Origin of the sequence: Collimonas fungivorans (assembly GCF_001584145.1) — a bacterium.
GTDB classification, from domain to species: domain Bacteria; phylum Pseudomonadota; class Gammaproteobacteria; order Burkholderiales; family Burkholderiaceae_D; genus Collimonas; species Collimonas fungivorans.
This window is the reverse complement of record NZ_CP013232.1, coordinates 5,251,525-5,274,590: the sequence shown is the minus strand read 5'-3', so window position 1 is coordinate 5,274,590 and position 23,066 is coordinate 5,251,525. Positions and strand designations below refer to the sequence as shown.

Below are 23,066 nucleotides of genomic sequence, written 5' to 3'. Positions count from 1 at the left end.
TGCGGGGGTGATATGGATATCTACAGCAGCTTTGCGAGTCGGTTCGACAAAACCAGAGAAGAAGAGTTTTCCTTAGAAGAATATCTTGCGCTTTGTAAGACTGATCCCAGCTGTTATGCAACAGCCGGGGAACGCATGCTGATGGCGATAGGCGAACCGCAGCAGGTTGATACAAGGCACGACCCTTCCTTGTCGCGCATCTTTGCCAACAAGGTGCTCAAGGTCTATCCGGCGTTCAAGGAATTCTACGGCGCCGAAGAAGTGATCGAACAGGTGGTCGCTTATTTCCGGCACGCCGCGCAAGGGCTGGAAGAACGCAAGCAGATCCTGTATCTGCTCGGTCCGGTGGGCGGCGGCAAATCGTCGATCGCCGAGCGCCTCAAACAATTGATGGAGCATGTGCCGTTCTATTCCCTCAAGGGATCGCCGGTCAACGAGTCGCCGCTCGGTTTGTTCGACTACGAAGAAGATGGCGCTATCCTGGAAGAACAGTACGGCATTCCGCGCCGCTACCTGAAATCGATACTGAGTCCGTGGGCCGTCAAGCGCCTGCATGAATTCAACGGCGACATCCGCAAGTTCCGCGTGGTCAAGCGTTATCCCTCGATCCTGCGGCAGATCGCGATTTCCAAGACTGAACCGGGCGATGAAAACAACCAGGACATCTCGACCCTGGTCGGCAAGGTCGATATCCGCAAGCTCGAGCAATATTCGCAGGACGACGCCGACGCCTACAGTTATTCCGGCGGCCTGTGCCTGTCGAACCAGGGTTTGCTGGAATTCGTCGAAATGTTCAAGGCGCCGATCAAGGTGCTGCACCCGTTGCTGACCGCCACGCAGGAAGGCAATTTCAAGGGCACCGAAGGTTTTGGCGCGATCCCGTTCGACGGCATCATTCTGGCCCACTCCAACGAATCGGAATGGAAAGCGTTCCGCAACAACAAGAACAACGAAGCCTTGCTCGATCGCATCTATATCGTCAAGGTGCCGTATTGCCTGCGGGTGTCGGAAGAAATCAAGATCTACGAAAAGCTGATCCGCACTTCTTCGCTGGGCAAGGCGATCTGCGCGCCGGGCACGCTGAAGATGATGGCGCAGTTTTCCATCCTGACGCGCCTGGGTGAACCGGAGAACTCCAGCATCTTCTCCAAGATGCAGGTGTATGACGGCGAGAACCTGAAAGACAGCGATCCGAAAGCCAAGTCGTTCCAGGAGTATCGCGATTATGCCGGCGTCGATGAAGGCATGACCGGGGTCTCGACCCGCTTCGCCTTCAAGATACTGTCGCGCGTATTCAATTTCGATTCGACCGAAGTCGCGGCCAATCCGGTGCACCTGATGTATGTGCTGGAACAGCAGATCGAACGCGAGCAGTTCCCGCAAGAAATCGAGCAGAAATACCTGTCTTACGTGAAGGATACGCTGGCCACGCGGTATGCCGAATTCATCGGCAAGGAAATCCAGACCGCCTACCTGGAATCGTATTCGGAATACGGCCAGAACGTCTTTGACCGTTACGTGACGTATGCCGATTTCTGGATACAGGACCAGGAATTCCGCGACCATGACACCGGCGAAAGCTTTGACCGCGCTGCCTTGAACGGCGAGCTGGAAAAAATCGAAAAACCTGCCGGCATCAGCAACCCCAAGGATTTCCGTAACGAGATCGTCAATTTCGTGTTGCGCGCACGGGTCTCGAACGCCGGCAAGAATCCGCTCTGGACCAGCTACGAAAAACTGCGCGTGGTGATCGAGAAGAAGATGTTCTCGAACACCGAAGACTTGTTGCCGGTTATTTCATTCAACGCCAAAGGGTCGAACGAAGAATTGCGCAAGCATGAAGATTTCGTCAACCGCATGGTCAGCAAGGGTTACACGCCGAAGCAGGTGCGCTTGCTGTGCGAATGGTATCTGCGTGTGCGTAAATCATCGTAAGGTGGGCACTGGGTAGGCATGGATAAAGTATAGGATAAGTTCAGCGACTCACCCTGGGAGAGCCGACCGTGTTGCATCAGATAATCGACCGTAGACTGTCTGGCAAGAACAAAAGCATTGCCAACCGGGAGCGTTTCTTACGGCGCTTCCGGGCGGCCATCCATCGCTCGGTGACGGAAGCCGTGCGCGACCGCGGCATCAAGGAAATCGAAAACGCCAAGAGCATCAGCATTCCGCGCAAGGGCATCAACGAACCGATCTTCGGCCATGGTCCCGGCGGCAAGCGCGAGATGGTCCATCCCGGCAACCAGGATTATCTGCAAGGCGACCGCATTGCACGTCCGGACGGCGGCCAGAGCGGCGGCGGCAGCTCGGCCAGCGACCAGGGCGAAGGCGAAGATGAATTCGTGTTCCAGCTGTCGCGCGAAGAATTCATGCAGTACTTCTTCGAAGACCTGGAATTGCCGCGCCTGATCAAGACCAACCTGCTGGCGGTGCCGAGCTGGAAAAACATGCGCGCCGGTTATTCGACCGACGGCACGCCCAACAATATCGACATCGTGCGTTCCCTGCGCAGCTCGCTGGGTCGGCGGATCGCGCTTGGTTCGCCGCTGGTGGTCAGGCTGCGCGAGCTGGAACTGCTGATGGAGACGCTCAAGGCCGATCCACAGGACCGGCGCGAGGAAATCAAGCGCCTGGAAGACGATATCCATCACCTCAAAGGCCGCATCTGGCGCATCCCGTTCATCGATCCTTTCGACCTGCGTTACGTCAACCGGGTCAAGGTGCCACAACCGTCCAGCCGGGCCGTGATGTTTTGCGTGATGGACGTATCGGGCTCGATGGATGAGCAGCGCAAAGACCTGTCGAAGCGTTTTTTTATCCTGCTCTACCTGTTCCTGACCCGTAACTACGAACATATCGAAGTAGTCTTCATCCGCCATCACACGCGCGCCGACGAGGTCGATGAAGAAACCTTCTTCCATTCCCAGGAAAGCGGCGGCACGGTGGTGTCGAGCGCGCTGGAACTGATGAAGCAGATCATCGACGACCGCTATCCGCCGGGCGACTGGAATATCTACGGCGCGCAAGCCTCCGACGGCGACAACTGGAATGATGATTCACCGAAATGCCGGCAGTTGCTGGAGCTCGAAATACTGCCGCGCTCGCGTTATTTCGCCTACATCCAGGTTACCGTCGAAGAGCAGAACCTATGGACCGAATATCAGCAGATCGCTGCGGTCAATCCCCAGTTTGCCATGAAAAAAGTGCAGGCTGCCAGCGAGATCTATCCGGTGTTCCGCGAACTGTTTGAAAAGCAGGTGCAGTCATGAACGACCGTCTGATCCACCAGCCTTTGCCGTGCCCGTCCGACTGGACTTTCGATCTGATCGAGCTGTACAACGATGAGATCGCCCGCGTCGCCGCCAATTACAAGCTGGATATCTATCCGATCCAGCTGGAAATCATCACCGCCGAACAGATGATGGACGCTTATGCCTCGGCCGGCATGCCGGTGAATTACCGGCACTGGTCGTTCGGCAAGCATTTCCTGATGACCGAGCGCGACTACAAGCGCGGGCAGATGGGGCTGGCTTACGAAATCGTCATCAATTCGAATCCCTGCATCGCCTACCTGATGGAAGAAAACACCATGACTATGCAGGCGCTGGTGGTGGCGCATGCAGCGTATGGGCATAATTCTTTTTTCAAGGGCAACTACCTGTTCCAGCTGTGGACCGACGCCCACGCCATCATCGACTACCTGGTCTACGCCAAGGCATACATCGCCGAATGCGAAGAGCGCTACGGCTTTTCCAAGGTCGAGGAACTGCTGGATTCCTGCCATGCCTTGATGCACTATGGCGTCGACCGCTACAAGCGGCCGCAGAAACTGTCGCTGGAGAAAGAACAGGCGCAGCGGCGCGAGCGGGCCGAATACATGCAGTCGCAGGTCAATGAATTGTGGCGCACCTTGCCGGAAAAAAAATCGGAAGCGGCCGAGCAGGTGGAAGGACGCTTCCCGCCCGAGACGCAGGAAAACCTGCTGTACTTCGCCGAGAAAAATTCACCGCTGCTGGAATCGTGGGAACGCGAAGTGATCCGCATCGTGCGCAAGGTCGCGCAGTATTTCTACCCGCAGCGCCAGACCCAGGTCATGAACGAAGGCTGGGCCACGTTCTGGCACTACACCATCCTCAATACGCTATACGACGAAGGCAAGCTGACCGACGGCTTCATGATGGAGTTCCTGCACTCGCACAGCAATGTGGTGTACCAGCCGCCGGTGACCAAATCGTATTACAGCGGCATGAATCCGTATGCGCTGGGTTTCGGCATGATGAGCGACATCCGCCGCATCTGCGAAAAGCCCACCGACGAAGATAGGCAATGGTTCCCCGAACTGGCCGGCACGCCATGGCTGGAAACCTTGCATTACGCGATGCGCAATTTCAAGGATGAGAGTTTTGTCGCCCAGTACCTGTCGCCGAAGCTGATACGCGACATGCGCCTGTTCGCGGTGCTGGATGACGAGAACCGCAGCGAACTGGAAGTCTCGGCGATCCATAACGATGCCGGCTACCAGTATGTGCGGCAGGCCTTGTCGCGGCAATACGACATCAACCACCGTGAACCGAACATCCAGGTCTGGTCGGTCAATACGCGCGGTGACCGCAGCCTGACCCTGCGCCATTTCCGCAGCGACAGCCGGCCGCTGGCGGACGGCACCGATGAAATCCTGCGGCACATGGCGCGCCTGTGGCAGTTCGATGTGTACCTGGAGAGCGTCGACGACAGCGGCAATGTCTTGCAGCGCTATGAATGCGTCAGCGAAAACAAGTACGTGCTGCGGCCCTAAATACGGTTGAGAACGAGGACGATGCAATCAATTAATTAGCCCGGGCAAACCGGGCTAATTGGGTTTACAGGCTGGCTGCAGCCCGGCTATGGACCAGCTCGCCGGCCGCATAGGTAGCCGCAATCGCCCTGTCATCGCCCAGCAAGGCCAGGGCAAACAACAGCTCTTCCAGGCTCTCGGTGCGTTCGCTGCGGCGCGCCAGCAGTGGCGTGGCTTGCGGATCGAGTACGATGAAATCGGCTTCGGCGCCGGCGACGAAATTGCCGATCGTGCCTTCCAGCTGCATGCTGCGCGCGCCGCCCAATGTCGCCAGGTAGAACATTCGCATCGCCGGCAGGTAGGTAGTGGCCATGCGCGCGACCTTGTAGGCTTCGTTCATGGTTTGCAGCATGGAGAAACTGGTGCCGCCGCCGACATCGGTCGCCAGCGATACGGATACTCCGGCTGCATCGGCGCCCTTGAAGTCGAACAGGCCGCTGCCGAGGAACAGGTTCGAGGTCGGGCAGACTGCGATAGCCGATTGCGTCTCGGCCATGCGCTGGCGGTCGTGATTGTCGAGCCAGACACAATGGCCGTACATCGAGCGCGGCCGCAGCATGCCGTACTTGTCGTAAACATCCATGTAGCTGCGCGACTCCGGGAACAGAGATTTGACCCAGGCCACCTCATCGATATTTTCCGCCGCGTGGGTTTGCAGGTAAGCGTCCGGATAAGCTTGCGCCAGTTCGCCGGCGAGCTGCAGCTGGGCGTTGCTGGAGGTGGGCGCAAAACGGGGTGTGATCGCATACAGCTGGCGGCCGCGCTTGTGCCATTTCTTCAGCAGTTCTTCACTGTCGCGGATGCCGCCTTCGGCGGTATCTTGCAAGAATTCCGGGCAATTCCTGTCCATCAGCACCTTGCCGGTCACCATGCGCAGGTTGCGTGCTTCGCTGGCGCTGAAGAAAGCATCCACCGAAACTGGATTGACGGTGCAATACACCATCGCCGTGGTGGTGCCGCAGCGCAGCAGCTCATCGATGAAGAAGGTGGCGACATCCTTGGCGTGGGCCGGATCGCTGAACTTGCGCTCGGTCGGGAAAGTGTATTTCTCCAGCCACGGCAGCAGTCCCGGAGCCGGCGAGGCGATCATGTCGGTTTGCGGGTAGTGCAGATGGGTATCGATGAAACCGGGCATGATGATCTTGCCGCGGTAATCCTGGATTTTCAATTCGCTTTTCAGCTCGGTCCGTAACTGCGCAGACAGCTGCTGGTAATCGCCGGCCGCCACTACCTTGCCGTCGGCAACCAGCAGCAAACCGTCTTCGTGCCATGCATAAGCGTCGGCATGGTGTGCCGGATCGGCATGGAAATGAAGAACGCTGGCGCGGTATGCCTGCAAAGCTGATTGGTCGATATTGCTGAAGCTGATGACTGCCATAAAACTATCCTCGAATGAAAGCGCGTGCGAGCGCTGCAATGAATGACTGATGTAAATTAGATTGTGCTGAGCAGCTGTGGCCGCAGATGCGGCGCAGCTGTCTGCTGCTGCCTGGCGATATGTTCCCAGACTTGCAGCAGCTGCGCGGTGACCGAGGCGGCGATGACTGCCGGCTCCTTGCCGACGATGCCCGGAATGCCGATCGGGCAGACCATGTCGGCCAGCCGCTCAAGAGAGATGCCACGCTCATGCAAGCGATGCTCGAACTGCATGCGCTTGCTTTTCGAACCGATCAGGCCGAACCAGGCTATATCGTCGCGCTGCAGGATCTGCGCCGACAAGCGCTGGTCGAGCGCGTGATTATGCGTCATGACCAGGAAACTGGAGCCGGCCGGGGCGCTGTCCACCACGGCTTCCGGCGTATCGGTTGCTTCCACCCGGACGTTGGCCGGCAACTCGTCTGGAAACATTTCTTCGCGCTCGTCGATCCAGACCACCCGGCACGGCAAGTCGCCAAGCGCCTTGACGATGGCTGCGCCGACATGGCCGGCGCCGAACAGGAACAATTGCGGGCGAGGCGCCAGGCAGGCATCGAGCAGCCAGCGCTTGCCGTTATCGTCGCGCAAGACCAGGCAGGCGCCGAGGGCGTTGACCGAAGGCGTCGACAAAGACGGCAGGGTGGGCAAGCGTCCCGGCCCGTGCAGGCGTTCGCCGTCGCCGTCGCACAAGGCCGGCGGCGCGGCATCGTCGAGGGCCACCAGGCGCCAGCTGTCTTCCGCTTCGCGCAGGCGGCGTTGAAGGAAACTGAAATAATCGGCTGAGGCCGGCGTCACCCGTTCAAACGCCAGATGCACGACGCCGCCGCAGCATTGGCCCAGCGACGGTCCTAAAGAAAAACGTTGCAGTCTGCGTTCGCGGCTCAGCGACAAGCCTTCGTCCAGCATTTCGCGGGCGATCCTGACCGCCTGCAATTCCAGGTGGCCGCCGCCTATGGTATCGAACTGCCCGACTGCGGTCACCACCATCTTGGCGCCCGGTTCGCGCGGACCTGAACCCTCAACCTGGGCCACGGTGACCAGGATCGCCGTGGTGGTTTGCGCGGGTTGCGTGATCAGCGTGGTGAGTGCGTCCAGCCAGTTGCTCATGATGAGTCTCCGAATATGCCTGAATCAGGCCGCGCGTGACATCGCACGCACGGCATCGACCGATTTCAGGATGGCTTCGCTGGTCGCCGGCGCATTCAGCGGCGGATTGAAGCGCTTGCCGCCGACGCTGGCGATGGCGTCGCGGATCGCAAAAAAGACCGAAAACGGCAGCAGCAGGGGCGGTTCGCCGACCGCTTTGGAACGATGGATGCTGTCTTCGACGTTGCGGTTCTTGAAAAGCTTGACGCGGAAATCCTGGGGACAATCGGAAATGCCGGGGATCTTGTAGGTCGACGGCGCATGCGTCATCAGCTTGCCGTCCTTGTTCCACCACAGTTCTTCCGTGGTTAACCAGCCCATGCCCTGGATGAACGCGCCTTCCACCTGGCCGATATCCAAAGCCGGGTTCAGGGACTGGCCGGCATCATACAAGGCGTCGGCGCGCAGCAGCCTCCATTCGCCGGTAAAAGTATCTACCACCACTTCCGACACCGAGGCGCCGTAGGCAAAATAAGAGAACGGGCGGCCGGTCATGGTTTTCGGATCCCAGTGCAAGCCCGGCGTTGCGTAGAAACCGTCGGACCACAGTTGCACCCGCGAGAGATAAGCCTTCTGCGCCAAGTCGCCAAACGCCAGGCTGTGCTCGCCGAGATGGACCGCGCCTGCGGCGAAAGCCACAGCCTTGGCATCACCGCCATGCAATTTCGCGAAGAATTCCGCCAGGCGCTGGCGGATCGTATGGGCGGCATCTTGCGCCGCCTTGCCGTTCAGGTCGGCGCCGGTGGATGCCGCGGTGGCCGAAGTATTGGCGACCTTGCTGGTGTCGGTAGCGCTGACGCGCACCAGTTCCAGCGGGATGCCGAGTTCATGCGCCACCACCTGCGCCACCTTGGTGTTGATGCCCTGGCCCATTTCGGTGCCGCCGTGATTGACCAGCACCGAGCCGTCGGTATACACGTGCACCAGTGCGCCAGCCTGGTTGAAGTGGGTGACGTTGAAAGCGATGCCGAATTTGACCGGCGTCAGCGCCAGGCCCTTTTTCAGCACCGGGCTGCCGGCGTTGAAGGCTTCGACGGCGGCGCGCCGTTGCCGGTATTCGCTGGTGGATTCGAGTTCGGCCACCAGCTCATGGATCACGTTATCGACGATTTTCTGGCCGTACTGGGTAACGTTGCGGCCCTCTTCATCGTTGCGTCCGTAGAAATTCAGCTTGCGGATATCGAGCGCATCGCGGCCGAGGTTGCGGGCGATTTCATCGACGATGTATTCGATCGCAATCGCGCCTTGCGGGCCGCCGAAACCGCGGAAGGCAGTGTTCGACTGGGTATTGGTCTTGCCGCAACTCGCCTTGATGTCGACATCGGACAGGTAATAGGTATTATCGAAATGGCAGACTGCACGGGTTGCCACAGGTGCCGACAGGTCGGCCGAGAAACCGGCGCGGCTCACCATGTCGACTTTTGCGGCGACAATCCGGCCGGCATCGTCGTAACCGACTTCGTAATCGTAATAGAAGCAATGGCGTTTGCCGGTCACCATCATGTCGTCGTCGCGGTCGGCGCGCAGCTTGACCGGGCGCTTCAGCTTGGCCGCGGCAATCGCCGCCACCGCCGCCCACAAGGCCGATTGCGATTCCTTGCCGCCGAAGCCGCCGCCCATGCGCCGGCATTCCACCACGATGTTATGCGAATGCACACCCAGCGCATGCGCCACCACGTGCTGCATTTCGGTCGGATGCTGGGTCGAACACAGCACCAGCATGCCGTTCTGTTCTTTCGGGATGGCGTAGGAAATCTGGCCTTCCAGGTAAAACTGTTCCTGGCCGCCGACATACAACTGGCCGCTGACGCGGTGCGCGGCGGTTTCGAAAGCTTGTTGCGCATTGCCGCGCGCCAGGTGCATCGGCGGCAAGACATAGGATTTCGCCGCGTGCGCAGCTTGCGGCGTCAGGATCGCCGGCAGTTCTTCATAGTCTATGACTACCTTGCGCACTGCGCGCCGTGCATTGTCGTGAGTGTCTGCGATGACCGCGAAGATCGGCTGGCCCACATATTCGACCAGGCCCTTGGCCAGGATCGGATCATCATGAATGATCGGACCGCAATCGTTGGTGCCGGGAATGTCGGCTTCGGTAAAGACTGCCACTACGCCGGGCGCGCTGCGCACTGCATCGAAGTTGATCGAGCGGATCCGGGCATGGGCTTTTTGCGACATGCCGAGCGCGGCGTGCAAAGTGCCTTGCGCTTCCGGGATGTCGTCGGTGTAGGTGGCTTCGCCCAGCACATGCAATATCGCCGATTCGTGCGGATGCGATTGGCCGACTTCGGCCCAGGCCGAGCTGTTGCCGGCATTGCTGTCTTGCGGCGCGGGTTTCATAAAAACTTCAGTTTGCTTATTCATGATGTCAACTCAGGCACATACAAAAGGATTCACCTGGTCGCTGCGCAACGGCGCATCGACGCGGGTTTCCAGCCAGAACCGGCGCAACAGGTTTTGCGACGTCTTCATCCGGTATTCGCTGGAGGCGCGCATGTCGGACAACGGTTTGTAATCGTCCGTCATCAGCGCTACCGCGTTTTCCAGCACGCTTTCGCTCCAGGCCTGGCCACGCAAGGCGGCCTCAGTCAGCGCAGCGCGCTTCGGGGTTGCCGCCATGCCGCCGAAAGCGATGCGGATATCGCTGATCTTGTCGCCATCCAGAGTTACCGAGAACGCCGCGCAGACAGCTGAAATATCCTGGTCGAAACGCTTTGCCAGTTTGTAGGTGCGGAAGCGTTGTCCGGCATGCGGCAGCGGCAACCGTACGGCCTCGACGAATTCATCGGCCTGCATGTCTTTTTTCATGTAATCAAGGTACAGCGCCTCCAGCGGCATCACGCGCTGGCCGGCCGGACCGCGCAGCACGACTTGCGCGCCGAGTGCGATCAGCCATGGCGGCGAGTCGCCGATAGGCGAGCCGTTGGCGACGTTGCCGCCCAGGGTGCCGGCGTTGCGGATCGGCAGCGAGGCAAAGCGCTGCCACATTTCCGACAGTTCGGGATAGTGCTTGCAGATTTCCGCATAAGCGTCGTTCAGCGTCACGCCGGCGCCGATTTCCAGTTGTCCTTCGCGCAGCGCCATGGCGTTCAGCTCGCTTACCTGGCCGAGGTAGATGATGTCGCCCAGGTCGCGCATCTGCTTGGTTACCCACAGGCCGACGTCGGTCGAGCCGGCCAGGATACGCGCCCCCGGATTGGCGGCGCGCACTTCCACCAGCTGCGCCAGCGTGCGTGGCGCATAGAAAGTCTGGCCGCCGTGCTGGTAGACGAAGGTGTCGTCGCGTTGCAATGGCTGCAGCGCCTGCTGCAAAGCCTGGCGGTCGAAGCCGACTGCCGGCAGTTCGCCCATCCGGTGCGCGGCGTCGATGATAGGCCGGTAGCCGGTGCAGCGGCACAGGTTGCCCGAGAGCGCGATATCGATGTCCTTGCGCTGCAATGGCTGGCAGGCGCCGCCGGCCGCTCCGGTTGTACTGCAGGCAGCGGGGGAGGAAGAGGCGTGGCTGCCGTCGTGTTTCAAGTACAAGTCCCACAGCGACATCACGAAACCTGGCGTGCAGAAACCGCATTGCGAGCCGTGGCATTCCACCATCGCTTGCTGCACGGGGTGCAGGGCGCCGCTGTCCTGTTTCAGGTCCTCGACGGTATACAAAGCCTTGCCGTCCAGCGTCGGCAGGAACTGGATGCAGGAATTGACCGATTTGAGCGTGACGCCGTCTGCGCTCTGTTCGCCGATGACGACGGTGCAGGCGCCGCAATCGCCTTCGGCGCAGCCTTCCTTGCTGCCGGTGCAGTGCAGGTCTTCCCGCAGGTGCTGCAAGATGGTGCGGGTCGGCGCAGCCTGGTCCACTGCGTGGATTTCACCACGGTAGTAGAAACGGATGACGCTAGCGGCCGTGGAATGAGGTGCGGGCGTAGACAAGGCAATCTCCAATATGGTTTAGCTGCGGTTGCAAAAACCATGCCTCTGGATCGTATTGCCGCTTTCGCCTGGGTGCGGGTTACGTGGGACTAGGCTAGGCTTTGCAACGGCCTATTAATTATGAGCCCAGATTAGCATTTGTGCCGCCGCTTCATATAGCGAAACGGCTGATGTCAGGTATCTCGAAAATGGAATAGAGAATGGATATGTGATTCCATTTGGCAAATATAGCCATTGCGAACGGAATATTTCTTAATGGAAATGTATTTGACGGTTTTTCCGATTTTCGAGAATGAGAAAATCTTTGGCTGGGGCAAATGCAGGGCTATCAATGCGGCAGCGGGAGCGGTTATCATCTCGCTGGAATAATTGATATTTAGCCTGGAGCATATTTGTGACCCCATTCTGTAACACATTACTTTGCCAGAACTCCGCACCAAAAGAAACGGCGGGAGCAACGCGGCAGCCAGAAAACCAAAAACAACAATAATCACGGAGACACAACAATGCAATTGCTCGAGAATTTCTTCAAACTCAAGGAAAACGGTACAGATGTCCGCACCGAACTGATCGCCGGGCTGACCACTTTCCTGACGATGGCTTATATCATCTTCGTCAACCCTGCCATCCTGGGCGACGCCGGCATGCCGAAAGGCGCTGTCTTCGTTGCAACCTGCGTGGCGGCCGCCATCGGCACCCTGATCATGGCCCTGTACGCCAACTATCCGATCGCGCTGGCGCCCGGCATGGGCCTTAACGCCTACTTTGCCTATGCGGTGGTGAAAGGCATGGGCGTGTCCTGGGAAGTAGCACTGGGGGCAGTCTTCATTTCCGGTTGCCTGTTCATCGTCGTCAGCCTGGTAGGGATACGCGGCATGATCGTCAACGGCATTCCGCCCACGATACGGATTGCGATTACTTCCGGCATCGGCCTGTTCCTCGGTTTCATCGCGCTCAAGAGTTCGGGCCTGGTGGTCGCCAATCCGGCTACCTTCGTGCAGATCGGCGACCTGCACCAGATCCCGGTGATCCTGTCGATCATCGGTTTCCTGCTGATCGTGGTGCTGGACCACCTGAAGGTCAAGGGCGCGATCCTGATCGGCATCCTGACTGTGACCGTGCTGAGCTTCCTGGTCGGCGGCAATACCTTCACCGGCGTGGTTGCAATGCCGCCGTCGATCGAGCCGACCCTGTTCAAGCTCGACATCATGGGCGCGCTGTCAATGGGCATCCTGAATATCGTACTGGTGTTTTTCCTGGTCGAAATGTTCGACGCCACCGGCACCATGATGGGCGTGGCGAACCGCGCCGGCCTGCTGGTCAATGGCAAGATGGCGCGTCTTAACAAGGCGTTGCTGGCGGACAGCACGGCGATTGTGGCCGGCACCCTGCTGGGTACATCCAGCACCACCGCCTATGTTGAAAGCGCGGCCGGCGTCCAGGCTGGCGGCCGTACCGGCCTGACTTCGCTGGCGGTCGGCATCCTGTTCCTGGCTTGCCTGTTCATTTCGCCGCTGGCCGGCGCCGTGCCGGCCTACGCTACCGCGCCGGCGCTGTTCTATGTCGCCGGCCTGATGCTGCGCGAACTGGTGCACCTGAACTGGGAAGACAGCACCGAAAGCGTGCCGGCCGTGATCACCGTGCTGATGATCCCGTTCACCTATTCGATCGCCAACGGGATTGCCTTCGGCTTCATCTCGTATGCGGCGCTGAAACTGTTCACCGGCCGCGCGAAGCAAGTGCCGGCGATGGTCTGGGTGATTGCCGCGATCTTCCTGTTCAAGTTCATCCACTTGGGCGGCGACTGACGGCAACGCAGGCCGAGGCCTGTCGCCGGACTGAAAAGCCTCGCTTGCAGCGGGGCTTTTTTCATTGGTGGAGGCGAGATGTGATCAGATATGGCCGGGAAAGCGCAAGCGTAGCGCCGCGGCGAATTTTTCTGCGATCTTCCGGAATCCGGCCGGATAGGGGTGCAACTCATTGGCCCAGTCGGCGGCGGCAAGCGTGCCCTGGGTTTCAACCAGGACGAAATTGTTGGCGGAAACCGCGGCCAGTTTGCGCAACCTTGCCGCCAGGCCCTCCAGCGCCTGGCGCACGATCGGGATGCCGTCGCTTGCAGTCCAGCCGCAGTAAGCCAGCGACGGCAGCAGCCACGGCCCGGCGCATAGCGGATGGGAACCGTTGGGAATGGCAAAGTCATAGCAGTGGCCGAAAACCGGCACGCCCGGCGCATACCTGTCGCGAAACGCAAACAGGTCGAGGTAAGAGGCTTCAACCATTTCCAGCAGCTTGGCGAAGCGCACCAGGTTGAGACCGTCGCTGGCGCTGTCGGCATAATCAAGCAGGATGCAGAACTTGTCGCCGGCGATGTCGTTGCCGCCGCCGGAAAACAGGATGGCGTCAGGTTTGTCGTCGATCCAGTTATTGCTGTCCCGCAGTGCGGCGATCAAACGCTGCTGCTTGGGCAGCGCCATTTCGTCGGAGCTTGAATCGCCGTTGTGGGAAACGTTCAGGATCGAAGGAGGCATGGCGCCGGTGGTTTGCAACTGCGCGATGACATCGGTGCCGTGCAGCGACAGCGCATTGCCGTCCAGCGGATAGTCAAACCAGGAATCGCCATGGGCCAGCAGCACCAGCGGCCTGGCGCCGCGCGCCGCCAGGCTAGTCATTCGGTTTGGCGCCGGGCTTTTCAGCGCGGCGATCTGCGCCTGGTGCTGTTGCGTGCGGGCGGAGATTTCAGCCTGTATCGTCTGTTGTAATTGCTGCTTCAGCTGCAGACTGTGGCGCATGCCGGTTTCCTTTACAGGTTGGGCGCCAGCCAGCGTTCGACGTCGTCCTTGCCGGCGCCGCGCCGCGCCGCCATGTCGCTGACCTGGTCGTCGCCGATCTTGCCGACCACAAAATACTTCGATTCTGGATGGGCAAAATAAAAGCCCGACACCGCCGCGCCCGGGAACATGGCGAACGATTCGGTGAGCTGCATGCCGATCTCCTCGCACTGCAAGAGCTGGAACATGTCGGCCTTGACCGTGTGTTCCGGGCAGGCCGGATAACCGGGAGCCGGACGGATGCCGCTATAGCTTTCCTTGATCAAGGCTTCGTTGGACAAGCTTTCATCGGGCACATAACCCCACAGGTCCTTGCGCACCCGCTCGTGCATGTATTCGGCGAAGGCTTCCGCCAGGCGGTCGGCCAGCGATTTCAGCATGATCGAGGAATAATCGTCGTGCGCATCCTCGAAGCGTTTTTCGTATTTCTCGATACCGATGCCGCTGGTGACGGCGAACAGGCCGATATAGTCGGCGATGCCGGACGATTTCGGCGCAATGAAATCGGACAGGCACTGGTTGGGCCGGGGAACGCCGTCGATTACCGGTTTCACGGTTTGCTGGCGCAAGCCGTAATAGGTGAATGCGACTTTTTCGCGCGTATCGTCGGTATAGATTTCGATATCGTCGTCATTCACCGTGTTGGCCGGCATCAGCGCGATGACGCCGTTGGCGGTCAGCCAGCGGCCGTCGATCAGCTTCTTCAGCAGCGCCTGGCCTTCTTCGAATACCTTGCTGGCTGCTTCGCCCACCACTTCATCCTTGAGGATGGCCGGATACGGGCCTGCCAAGTCCCAGGTCTGGAAGAACGGGCCCCAATCGATGTAGCGCGCGAGCGTGCCGAGGTCGACGTTCTTGAAGACGCGGCGGCCGATGAATTTCGGCTTGACCGGTGCAAACTGCAGGCGGGTACGGTTCTCGCGCGCCGCCGCCAGGGTCAGCAAAGGCACCGCCTTTTTGTTGGCGTGCTGTTCGCGTATGCGTTCGTAATCCACCGCGATTTCATCGATGTACTGGTCGCGCTGCTCTGGCGTGAGCAACGACTGCGCCACCGAAACCGAGCGCGATGCATCAGGCACGTAGACCACCGGTCCTTCGTAGTTCGGTGCAATTTTCACCGCGGTATGGGCGCGGCTGGTGGTGGCGCCGCCGATCAGCAACGGCATCTTGACGCTGCGGAAGTACGGATCGCGCTGCATTTCCTTGGCGACGTGCGCCATTTCTTCCAGCGACGGCGTGATCAGGCCGCTGAGGCCGATGATATCGGCGTTCTCGGCCTTGGCCATCGCCAGGATTTCCGAGCATGGCACCATCACGCCCATGTTGACTACTTCAAAGTTATTGCATTGCAGGACCACCGAGACGATGTTCTTGCCGATGTCGTGCACATCGCCCTTGACCGTGGCGATGACGATCTTGCCCTTGGGTTTGGCGGCAATGCCGGTCAGTTCTTCGTGCAGCCGCTTTTCTTCCTCGATATAGGGAATCAGGTGCGCCACCGCTTGTTTCATCACGCGCGCCGACTTGACTACCTGCGGCAGGAACATCTTGCCCTGGCCGAACAGGTCGCCGACGATGTTCATGCCGTCCATCAGCGGCCCTTCGATCACATGGATCGGCCGGCCGCCGTTGTTCAGCAATTCCTGGCGTGCTTCTTCCGTGTCTTCGACGATCCACTGCGTGATGCCTTGTACCAGCGCATGCGCCAGCCGCTGCTGCACGGTGCCGCTGCGCCATTCCAGCGTCGCTTCTTCCTTCTTGTCGCCGGCCTTCAGGGTCGAGGCGATTTCGATCATGCGTTCGGTAGCATCTTCGCGGCGGTTCAGCACCACGTCCTCGACCCGTTCGCGCAATTCGGCCGGCAGGTTGTCGTAGACGCCCATCATGCCGGCATTGACGATGCCCATGGTCATGCCGGCCTTGATGGCGTGGTACAGGAATACCGTGTGGATCGCTTCGCGCGCCGGATCGTTGCCGCGGAAGCTGAAGCTGACATTGGAGACGCCGCCGCTGATCTTGGCATGCGGCAGGTTCTCGCGTATCCAGCGGGTGGCGTTGATGAAGTCGACTGCGTAGTTGTTGTGCTCTTCGATGCCGGTCGCGATCGCGAAAATGTTCGGGTCGAAAATGATGTCTTCCGGCGGAAAGCCGATCTGGTCCACCAGCAATCTGTAAGCGCGCTCGCAGATTTCGATCTTGCGTTCGAAGGTGTCGGCCTGGCCCTTTTCATCGAAGGCCATCACGATCACGGCGGCGCCGTAGCGGCGGCACAGCTTGGCCTGGCGCAGGAATTCCGGCTCGCCTTCCTTCATCGAAATCGAGTTGACGATCGCCTTGCCCTGCACGCATTTCAGGCCGGCTTCGATCACTGTCCATTTGGACGAGTCGATCATGATAGGCACCCGCGCGATGTCCGGTTCGGAGGCGATCAGGTTGAGGAAGCGCTGCATGGCTGCCATGGAATCCAGCATCGCCTCATCCATGTTGATGTCGATTACCTGCGCGCCATTCTCCACCTGCTGGCGTGCCACTGCCAGCGCTTCGTCGTACTGCTCGTTGAGGATCAGCCGGGCAAACGCCTTGGAGCCGGTGACGTTGGTACGTTCGCCGACGTTGACAAACAGCGAGCTGTCGTCGATGGTGAACGGTTCAAGTCCGGACAAGCGCATTTCATGCGTGGTTTCCGGCACGGCGCGCGGCGGGATCTTGGCGACGGTGTCTGCAATCGCCTTGATATGCGGCGGCGTGGTGCCGCAGCAGCCGCCGGCGATATTGACGAAGCCGCTTTCGGCGAAATCCTTCAGCAGCGAAGAGGTCACGTCCGGAGTTTCATCGAAACCGGTGTCGCTCATCGGATTGGGCAGGCCGGCGTTCGGATAGATACAGACGAAGGTGTCGGCGATCTTGGACAGCTCTTCCGCATAGGGGCGCATCAGCGCCGCGCCCAGTGCGCAGTTGAGGCCGACAGTGAGCGGCTTGGCGTGGCGGATCGAATTCCAGAAGGCCGGCACGGTCTGGCCCGACAGGATGCGGCCGGAAGCGTCAGTGACGGTGCCGGAAATCATGATCGGCAAGCGCAAGCCCGACTCTTCGAAGAAGGTGTCGATGGCGAACAGCGCCGCCTTGCAATTCAAGGTGTCGAAAATGGTTTCCACCAGCAGCACATCGGCGCCGCCTTCCACCAGGCCGCGGGTTTGCTCCAGGTAGGAGGCGACCAGCTGGTCGAAGGTAACGTTGCGCGCCGCCGGGTCATTGACGTCGGGCGAGATCGATGCGGTTTTCGGCGTCGGCCCGAGCGCGCCGGCGACGAAGCGCGGCTTGTCCGGCGTCGAGTACTTGTCGCAGGCGGCGCGCGCCAGCCGTGCCGAGGCCACATTCATCTCGTAGGCCAGGTGCGCCATATGGTAGTCGTCTTGCGCTACTGTGGTGGCGCCGAAGGTATTGCTTTCGATCAGATCGGCGCCCGCTGCCAGGTATTCTTCATGGATGGCGCTGATGATGTGCGGCTGGGTCAGCGACAGCAGTTCGTTATTGCCTTTGACGAACAGCTCGCGCCCGGGGCCGGTGAAGTCGATGAAACGGCCCTTGGGGCCGCCGCGATAGTCCTCTTCCGTCAGCTTGTATTGCTGGATCATGGTGCCCATCGCGCCATCCAGGATCAGGATGCGTTGCGCCAGCAGCTCGCGCAGGCGGGTTTCGGTGGATACAGCAGGGCTTGTTGCGGAAGGCGTCATTAGCGTACTCTGGTCATGCTCTGGTCAATAAGGACGCAAAAAACCCGGTCGCCGATAGCGCCGGGTTTTTTGCAATGGCAATGCCAGAAATTATACGTTAAATCAATGGCTTGCGCTTGTCAGGCGGCTTGCTGGCTGGCCTGGGGGGCGACCGTTTGCTGCGGTTCGTTGAGCTTCAGGGTGAGGCATTTCGCTGCGCCGCCTGCTTTCAGGAACTCGGTCAGTGCGGTCTGGTGCACGGTGAAACCGTGGGCTTGCAGCTGTGCGACCAAGGCTTCGGACGCCTGGTTGAGGAAAATATGGCTGCCGGAGTTGACAGTGTTGCAAGCAAAATGCAAGGCGTCTTCGCTGCCGACGATGATCCGCTTGTCGGCCGGCACGCGCGCCGCAATATATGCTTGCGAGACAGCGTCGAAGGCTTCCGGGAAATACATGACATAACCGCCGGCCAGCGGGCAGAAGCAGGTATCCAGGTGATAGAAGCGGGCATCGACCAGTTTCAGCGGCTGCACTTCAATCTCCAGCATTTCCGACAACCTGGCGGCGCAGGCGATATCGGAGCGATGGCCATGGCCGAACCACAGCAGGTTTTCGCTGCGGTCCATCAGGGCGTCGCCGGCGCCTTCGAAAGGCAGTTCCGGCGGCAAGGTCAGGACTTCGAAACCATGGGCGGTAAACGCTGCTTCGAAATAGACCTCTTCCGCTTGCCGCTCGACATGGCGGAAACGCGACAGCACCACCTTGTTGCCCAGCACCACGCCGGCATTGGCGGTAAACACGAGGTCAGGCACGCCTGGCATGGCCGGCATCATCTTGATCTTGGCTACCTGTCCGATGGCTTCCACCAGCGCCAGCCATTGCTGCATGGCGAGACTCCGGTTGCCATGCGCGATATTGCCAGCCATCCACGGATTAATGACGTAAGACACTTCAAAGTGGTCCGGAGCACACATGAGGAATGTGTCGTCCGCGGTATGGTCCAGCAGGTGGTTGGTCATGCGTAGCTCCTTTCGGTCAGGTGAGTCGGGGGTGTGAGTAAAGATGAAAACGTGTGCTTGATGGCTTCCAGAGCAGCGTCGATATCGTTGGCGCTAATGATCAGCGGCGGCGCAAAGCGCACTACCGTGTCATGCGTGTCCTTCGACAAGATTCCTTGCTGCATCAGGCGTTCGCAGAATTCGCGCGCGGAAATGAAGCTCGGGTCGAGATCCATGCCGATCAATAAACCTTTGCCGCGGACCTGGCGGATGGCCGGATGCTGTATCGCCCGTAGCCCTGTCAGTAAGCGCTCACCCATGCGCTGAGCGTTATCTGCCAGCTTTTCTTCGCGCAGCAGGCGCAGCGCGGCATGGCCGACGGCAGCCGACAGCGGATTGCCGCCGAAGGTGCTGCCGTGGTCGCCGGGGGTAAATACCGCCATCAGGTCTTCCCGCGCCAGGAACGCCGACACCGGCAGCAAGCCGCCGCCCAGCGCTTTGCCGAGGATCAGGCCGTCCGGTTTGATGCCGTCGTGGTCGCTGGCCAGCAGGCGGCCGGTGCGGCCCAGCCCAGTCTGCACTTCGTCGCAGATCAGCAGCACATTGTGGCGGTCGCAGATTTCACGGCATTTCGCCAGGTAACCTTCGGGCGGCACGATGATGCCGGCTTCGCCCTGGATAGGCTCCACCAGGAAAGCGGCGGTGCGCGGAGTAATGGCAGCTTCCAGCGCGGCGGCGTCGCCAAACGGCACCGTGGCGAAACCGCCGGAAAACGGCCCGAAACCGTCGCGGTACTGGGCTTCCGACGAAAAACCGACGATGGTCGTGGTGCGGCCGGCGAAATTGCCGCGGCAAACGATGATTTCAGCTGTCTGGTCGGCGATGCCTTTTACCTTGTGGCCCATTTGCGGGCCGCCTTGATGGCAGTCTCGACTGCCTCTGCGCCGCTGTTCATCGGCAGCGCTTTGGGCATGCCGGTCATTTCGCACAGCAATTGCAGGAATGGTCCCAGCTGGTCGCTGTAAAACGCCCGCGAGACCACCGCCAGCTGACCGGCCTGCTTGCTCAATGCCGCTACCAGAGCCGGGTGGCTGTGGCCGAAACTGACGGCGGAGTAGGCCGACATCATGTCCATGTAGCGCTTGCCGTCCTGGTCCCACAGCCATATGCCTTTGCCGCTGCTGAGCACTACCGGCAGCGGTTCATAGTTGTGTGCGCAGTATCGGTCTTCGAGAGTTATTGCATGGTTCTTCATGATCGGCTCCTGGTGAGGCCACTTCTAAGAACCTAGCGTATGGATCGACGCAAGCGTCAATCACATCTGGTCCCGGTCAGCGGGCGCCGGCTGCGGTGCTTAGAGGTAGCTGCAAAATGCTGTTTTATAGGTGTACTGCATCTGCCTACATGATAATCACAAGCATTGGAAATATTTGTGCATAATTACTCATGAATACACTGTAATGTGCACGAATCATGCATAAAAGGAGATTGAGATGGAAAAACTCGACCGCTATGACCGAATTTTGCTGCGAACCCTGCAGGCTAACGGCCGCGCTTCGAACGTGGAGCTGTCCGAACAAGTCAACCTGTCGCCGCCGCAGTGCTACCGGCGCGTGCAGCGGCTGGAGAAGGACGGCATCATCCGCGGTTATGCGGCGCAGGTGGAGCCGGCCGCCATCGGGCTCGGCGTGGTGGCCTTCGTCAACCTGAACATCGCGCGCGAGCAGTTCAAGCAGGTGCGCAAGCTGGAAAAGGCGATCCGGCTGTTCCCGGAAATCCTGGAGTGCTACACGATCTCGGGCGATTTCGATTATTTGCTGAAGGTGGCGGCGAGCGACCTGAAGTCGCTGTCGGCGTTCCTGACCGATCGCCTGATGCAGGTGCCGGGGGTGGCTGGCGTGCGATCGATGGTGTGCCTGGAGGAGATCAAGCCGTCCAGTCCCTTGCCGTTGGCAGATTAAAACCTAGATTCTCAGCAATCGTTTGGTCAAAAGCGATCTCATGTCTTTGCGGGTATCGCAAACGATGTGGATAAAGACAGTTTGCTGGCGGATTTCATAAATGATCCGGTTCATGCCGGAGATGACCTGCCGGTATTGCGTGAGATTCAGGCTTTGAATTTCTTCGGGTACTTTTCCCTTGAGGGGAAAATCTTCAAGGCCCAACACGGCTTCTTTTAGTTTACCGTAACTGGCTTGCCACGTTTCATGGCCAAAATTCTTTGTGATGTAGGCTTTCAGCTCCTGTAAATCCAGCTTTGCCGAATTAAGGAAAACGACTTGAAAGCTCATTGCGCGTCTTCTTTGTCCAGTTCCGCAAATACGTCAGCCGCGGCATGGAGCTGTCCCTGTTCAATTTCGCGGTTGCCTAGCGCCAGAATTTTCAGCAAGGACAGGGTTTCTTCGTGTTCTTCATATGACCGCACATCCATCACGACAAGTTTGGCTTCGCCATTCTGGGTGATCAGCATGGGCTCGCGGCTTTCAGTGATGTCCTTGACGATCTCGGCCGCATGGCTCTTGAGATAACTGATTGGTCTGACTTGAGTCGAGAATTTCATTACCGGTTTCCTTCCGCTGGAAGCTGTTGTTACTGCCGATGGACTGATTGTATTCTAAATTCGGTCTGAATTTAGTCTTCTTTGTATCCCGAAGCGAAAGAGCCAAGTTTTCAGGCATTTGTGCTGTTTCAGCACAAATAATGTGTTGCCAGCCCGCTGTTCTCTGCCAAGCCGCTGGCTTAACCTGTGTACTCCAGATCACCACCAGGAGTTCACATGACCGCCTCGACAGCCAAACCAGATGGCAACCCGACCATCCGCACCATCGTCGGCGCCGCTGCCAGCGCCAGCCTGGCGCCGCAATCGACCGCGTTGCTGGTGATCGATATCCAGAACGAATATTTCACGGGTAAGCTGCCGATCCCCGACGGCCTGGCGGTGCTGCGCAACGCCAATCGCTTGATTGCGCTGGCCGACAAGCATGGCATGCCGGTATTCCATATCCAGCAGTGGGGTTCCGCCGAGCGGCCGCTGTTTACGCAAAACACGGCGATGGCGGAAATCCATCCGGAGGTGCGGTGCGCTGTGCATCATTCCACCATTCGCAAGTCTTTCCCCAGTTCCTTTGCCGGCACGGACCTGCAGCAGCAATTGCAGGCGCGCGGCGTCAAGAAGCTGATCATCAGCGGCTTGATGACCAACAATTGCGTGGCGGCTTCCGCTTTCGATGGTGTCGCCCATGGCTATCAGGTCATTATCGCCAGCGACGCCAGCGCCACCCGCGATATCGAAAGCTGGGACGGCAGCGTGGTCAGTCACAAGGACCTGCACAAGGCGGTGCTGACCGGCTTGTCCGATGCAGTCGCGGAAATCCGCACTACCAGTGAAATCCTGGAACTGGCTATCTGAGTTGCTTAACTAAACTAAACATGGAGCTGAAATCATGCCTATCCTTGCCGTACTGCTATCCACCACGCCCGACACCGTCGTTTCCGCCAAGGTAGCCAGCACCCTGTCGCGCCTGACCGCGGCGATCCTGCACAAGAAGCCGGAGCTGACTTCGATCGCGATTTCACACGTCGATCCGGCACACTGGTTTGTCGGCGGCCCGTCCCTGGCGGCGCAAAGAAAAACCAGCTTCTTCCTCGATATCCGCATCACCGACGAAACCAATACTGCCGACGAAAAGGCGGCGTATATCGACGCCGTCTTCAAGGAAATCGGCGCATTGCTGGGCGAACTGCATCACGAAAGTTATGTCCATGTCCACGATGTGCGCGCTGCGGCTTACGGCTTTGGCGGATTGACGCAGCAGCACCGGGCGGTGGCGGCGCGCTTAGCCTAAAACTGGCGGCGGCAGGGCAGTGGCGCGGGGCTCTTCGATGACCAGGTCTGATTGCGGATAGGCGATGCAGGGCAGGATGTAACCGTCCTTCTTTTCATCGCTGCTCAGGCCCGGCCATTCGATCTGATAACGTATTTGTCCGCTCAGCAAACGGCACATGCAGGTGCGGCATGTGCCGTTCCTGCATGAACTCGGTAAACTGACGGCCGAGTTTCGTGCGGCTTGCAGCAAGGGGATGGCATCGGACGCCACAAACCTCCACCCTTTGGGTTCAATGCGAACAGTGAATTCGGTCTGGAAAATCATCGTATGATGGCGCTCATCTTGTAAAATCCACGGCTCGGCCATTTTCCATCATAAAAAGATTG

The 23,066-nt window shown here is 59.3% G+C and carries 17 protein-coding genes and 1 pseudogene; 7 read left to right on the top strand and 11 right to left on the bottom strand.

Annotation, left to right across the window (positions count from 1 at the left end; genetic code table 11):
• Nucleotides 1–12: 12 nt before the first annotated feature.
• The 3 genes from CFter6_RS23150 to CFter6_RS23140 all read left to right on the top strand — a co-directional run bounded on the left by CFter6_RS23150 (nucleotide 13) and on the right by CFter6_RS23140 (nucleotide 4,795).
• Entirely contained in the window at nucleotides 13–1,935 is a 1,923-nt protein-coding gene (locus CFter6_RS23150) for a PrkA family serine protein kinase (protein ID WP_014008124.1), read from the top strand.
• Between the two features lie 68 nt (nucleotides 1,936–2,003).
• Nucleotides 2,004–3,269, top strand: a complete 1,266-nt coding sequence (locus CFter6_RS23145; RefSeq protein ID WP_061541894.1) for a YeaH/YhbH family protein — start codon at nucleotides 2,004–2,006, stop codon at nucleotides 3,267–3,269.
• On the top strand, nucleotides 3,266–4,795 hold the full coding sequence (locus tag CFter6_RS23140) for a SpoVR family protein (protein ID WP_061541893.1): 1,530 nt from the start codon (nucleotides 3,266–3,268) through the stop codon (nucleotides 4,793–4,795). The genes CFter6_RS23145 and CFter6_RS23140 overlap by 4 nt, the downstream gene beginning before the upstream one ends.
• Nucleotides 4,796–4,859: 64 nt before the next feature.
• Here CFter6_RS23140 and guaD read toward each other — a convergent pair whose 3' ends face one another.
• The 4 genes from guaD to xdhA are packed head-to-tail and all read right to left on the bottom strand — an operon-like array spanning nucleotide 4,860 to nucleotide 11,314.
• A complete protein-coding gene (gene guaD, locus CFter6_RS23135) occupies nucleotides 4,860–6,212 on the bottom strand; it encodes a guanine deaminase (protein WP_061541892.1) in 1,353 nt (450 codons plus the stop codon).
• A gap of 56 nt (nucleotides 6,213–6,268) precedes the next feature.
• A complete protein-coding gene (gene xdhC, locus CFter6_RS23130) occupies nucleotides 6,269–7,357 on the bottom strand; it encodes a xanthine dehydrogenase accessory protein XdhC (protein WP_061541891.1) in 1,089 nt (362 codons plus the stop codon).
• Between the two features lie 24 nt (nucleotides 7,358–7,381).
• Nucleotides 7,382–9,757 (bottom strand): xanthine dehydrogenase molybdopterin binding subunit, encoded by a 2,376-nt coding sequence (gene xdhB / locus CFter6_RS23125; RefSeq protein WP_061541890.1) that lies wholly within the window; start codon nucleotides 9,755–9,757, stop codon nucleotides 7,382–7,384.
• 9 nt (nucleotides 9,758–9,766) lie between these two features.
• Entirely contained in the window at nucleotides 9,767–11,314 is a 1,548-nt protein-coding gene (gene xdhA, locus CFter6_RS23120; protein WP_236904458.1) for a xanthine dehydrogenase small subunit, read from the bottom strand.
• A gap of 506 nt (nucleotides 11,315–11,820) precedes the next feature.
• On the opposite strand from xdhA, the gene CFter6_RS23115 reads away from it, so the two are divergent.
• Entirely contained in the window at nucleotides 11,821–13,122 is a 1,302-nt protein-coding gene (locus CFter6_RS23115) for an NCS2 family permease (protein ID WP_061541888.1), read from the top strand.
• 84 nt (nucleotides 13,123–13,206) lie between these two features.
• On the opposite strand, the gene CFter6_RS23110 is transcribed toward CFter6_RS23115, so the two are convergent.
• The 4 genes and pseudogenes from CFter6_RS23110 to rocD form a co-directional block, all read right to left on the bottom strand.
• A complete protein-coding gene (locus CFter6_RS23110; RefSeq protein WP_061541887.1) occupies nucleotides 13,207–14,103 on the bottom strand; it encodes an SGNH/GDSL hydrolase family protein in 897 nt (298 codons plus the stop codon).
• Between the two features lie 11 nt (nucleotides 14,104–14,114).
• Nucleotides 14,115–17,876: a methionine synthase gene (metH, locus tag CFter6_RS23105; RefSeq protein WP_061541886.1), complete on the bottom strand. Its 3,762-nt coding sequence runs from the start codon at nucleotides 17,874–17,876 to the stop codon at nucleotides 14,115–14,117.
• Between the two features lie 119 nt (nucleotides 17,877–17,995).
• Nucleotides 17,996–18,874 carry a dimethylarginine dimethylaminohydrolase family protein gene (locus tag CFter6_RS23100; protein ID WP_061541885.1) on the bottom strand — a complete coding sequence of 293 codons (879 nt, stop codon included), beginning with the start codon at nucleotides 18,872–18,874 and terminating at the stop codon, nucleotides 17,996–17,998.
• Nucleotides 18,871–20,108, bottom strand: a pseudogene (gene rocD, locus CFter6_RS23095) (ornithine--oxo-acid transaminase). Before rocD ends, CFter6_RS23100 begins: the two are co-directional and overlap by 4 nt.
• Nucleotides 20,109–20,346: 238 nt before the next feature.
• Between rocD and CFter6_RS23090 the strand changes: the two are divergent.
• Complete coding sequence (locus CFter6_RS23090; protein WP_014008110.1) at nucleotides 20,347–20,814, top strand: Lrp/AsnC family transcriptional regulator; 468 nt, start codon at nucleotides 20,347–20,349, stop codon at nucleotides 20,812–20,814.
• Nucleotides 20,815–20,817: 3 nt separating this feature from the next.
• Here the strand turns inward: CFter6_RS23090 and CFter6_RS23085 are convergent, their stop codons facing one another.
• Nucleotides 20,818–21,144, bottom strand: coding sequence for a type II toxin-antitoxin system RelE/ParE family toxin (locus tag CFter6_RS23085; protein WP_061541884.1), 327 nt, complete (start codon nucleotides 21,142–21,144; stop codon nucleotides 20,818–20,820).
• Nucleotides 21,141–21,413 carry a type II toxin-antitoxin system Phd/YefM family antitoxin gene (locus tag CFter6_RS23080; protein WP_061541883.1) on the bottom strand — a complete coding sequence of 91 codons (273 nt, stop codon included), beginning with the start codon at nucleotides 21,411–21,413 and terminating at the stop codon, nucleotides 21,141–21,143. Before CFter6_RS23080 ends, CFter6_RS23085 begins: the two co-directional genes overlap by 4 nt.
• A gap of 216 nt (nucleotides 21,414–21,629) precedes the next feature.
• Here CFter6_RS23080 and CFter6_RS23075 point away from each other — a divergent pair, with 216 nt between their 5' ends.
• Nucleotides 21,630–22,262 (top strand): cysteine hydrolase family protein, encoded by a 633-nt coding sequence (locus CFter6_RS23075; protein ID WP_061541882.1) that lies wholly within the window; start codon nucleotides 21,630–21,632, stop codon nucleotides 22,260–22,262.
• Nucleotides 22,263–22,296: 34 nt separating this feature from the next.
• Nucleotides 22,297–22,698 (top strand): tautomerase family protein, encoded by a 402-nt coding sequence (locus CFter6_RS23070; RefSeq protein ID WP_061541881.1) that lies wholly within the window; start codon nucleotides 22,297–22,299, stop codon nucleotides 22,696–22,698.
• Here the strand turns inward: CFter6_RS23070 and CFter6_RS25285 are convergent.
• Entirely contained in the window at nucleotides 22,690–23,004 is a 315-nt protein-coding gene (locus tag CFter6_RS25285) for a 2Fe-2S iron-sulfur cluster-binding protein (RefSeq protein WP_082815057.1), read from the bottom strand. The genes CFter6_RS23070 and CFter6_RS25285 overlap by 9 nt on opposite strands.
• Nucleotides 23,005–23,066 lie beyond the last annotated feature (62 nt).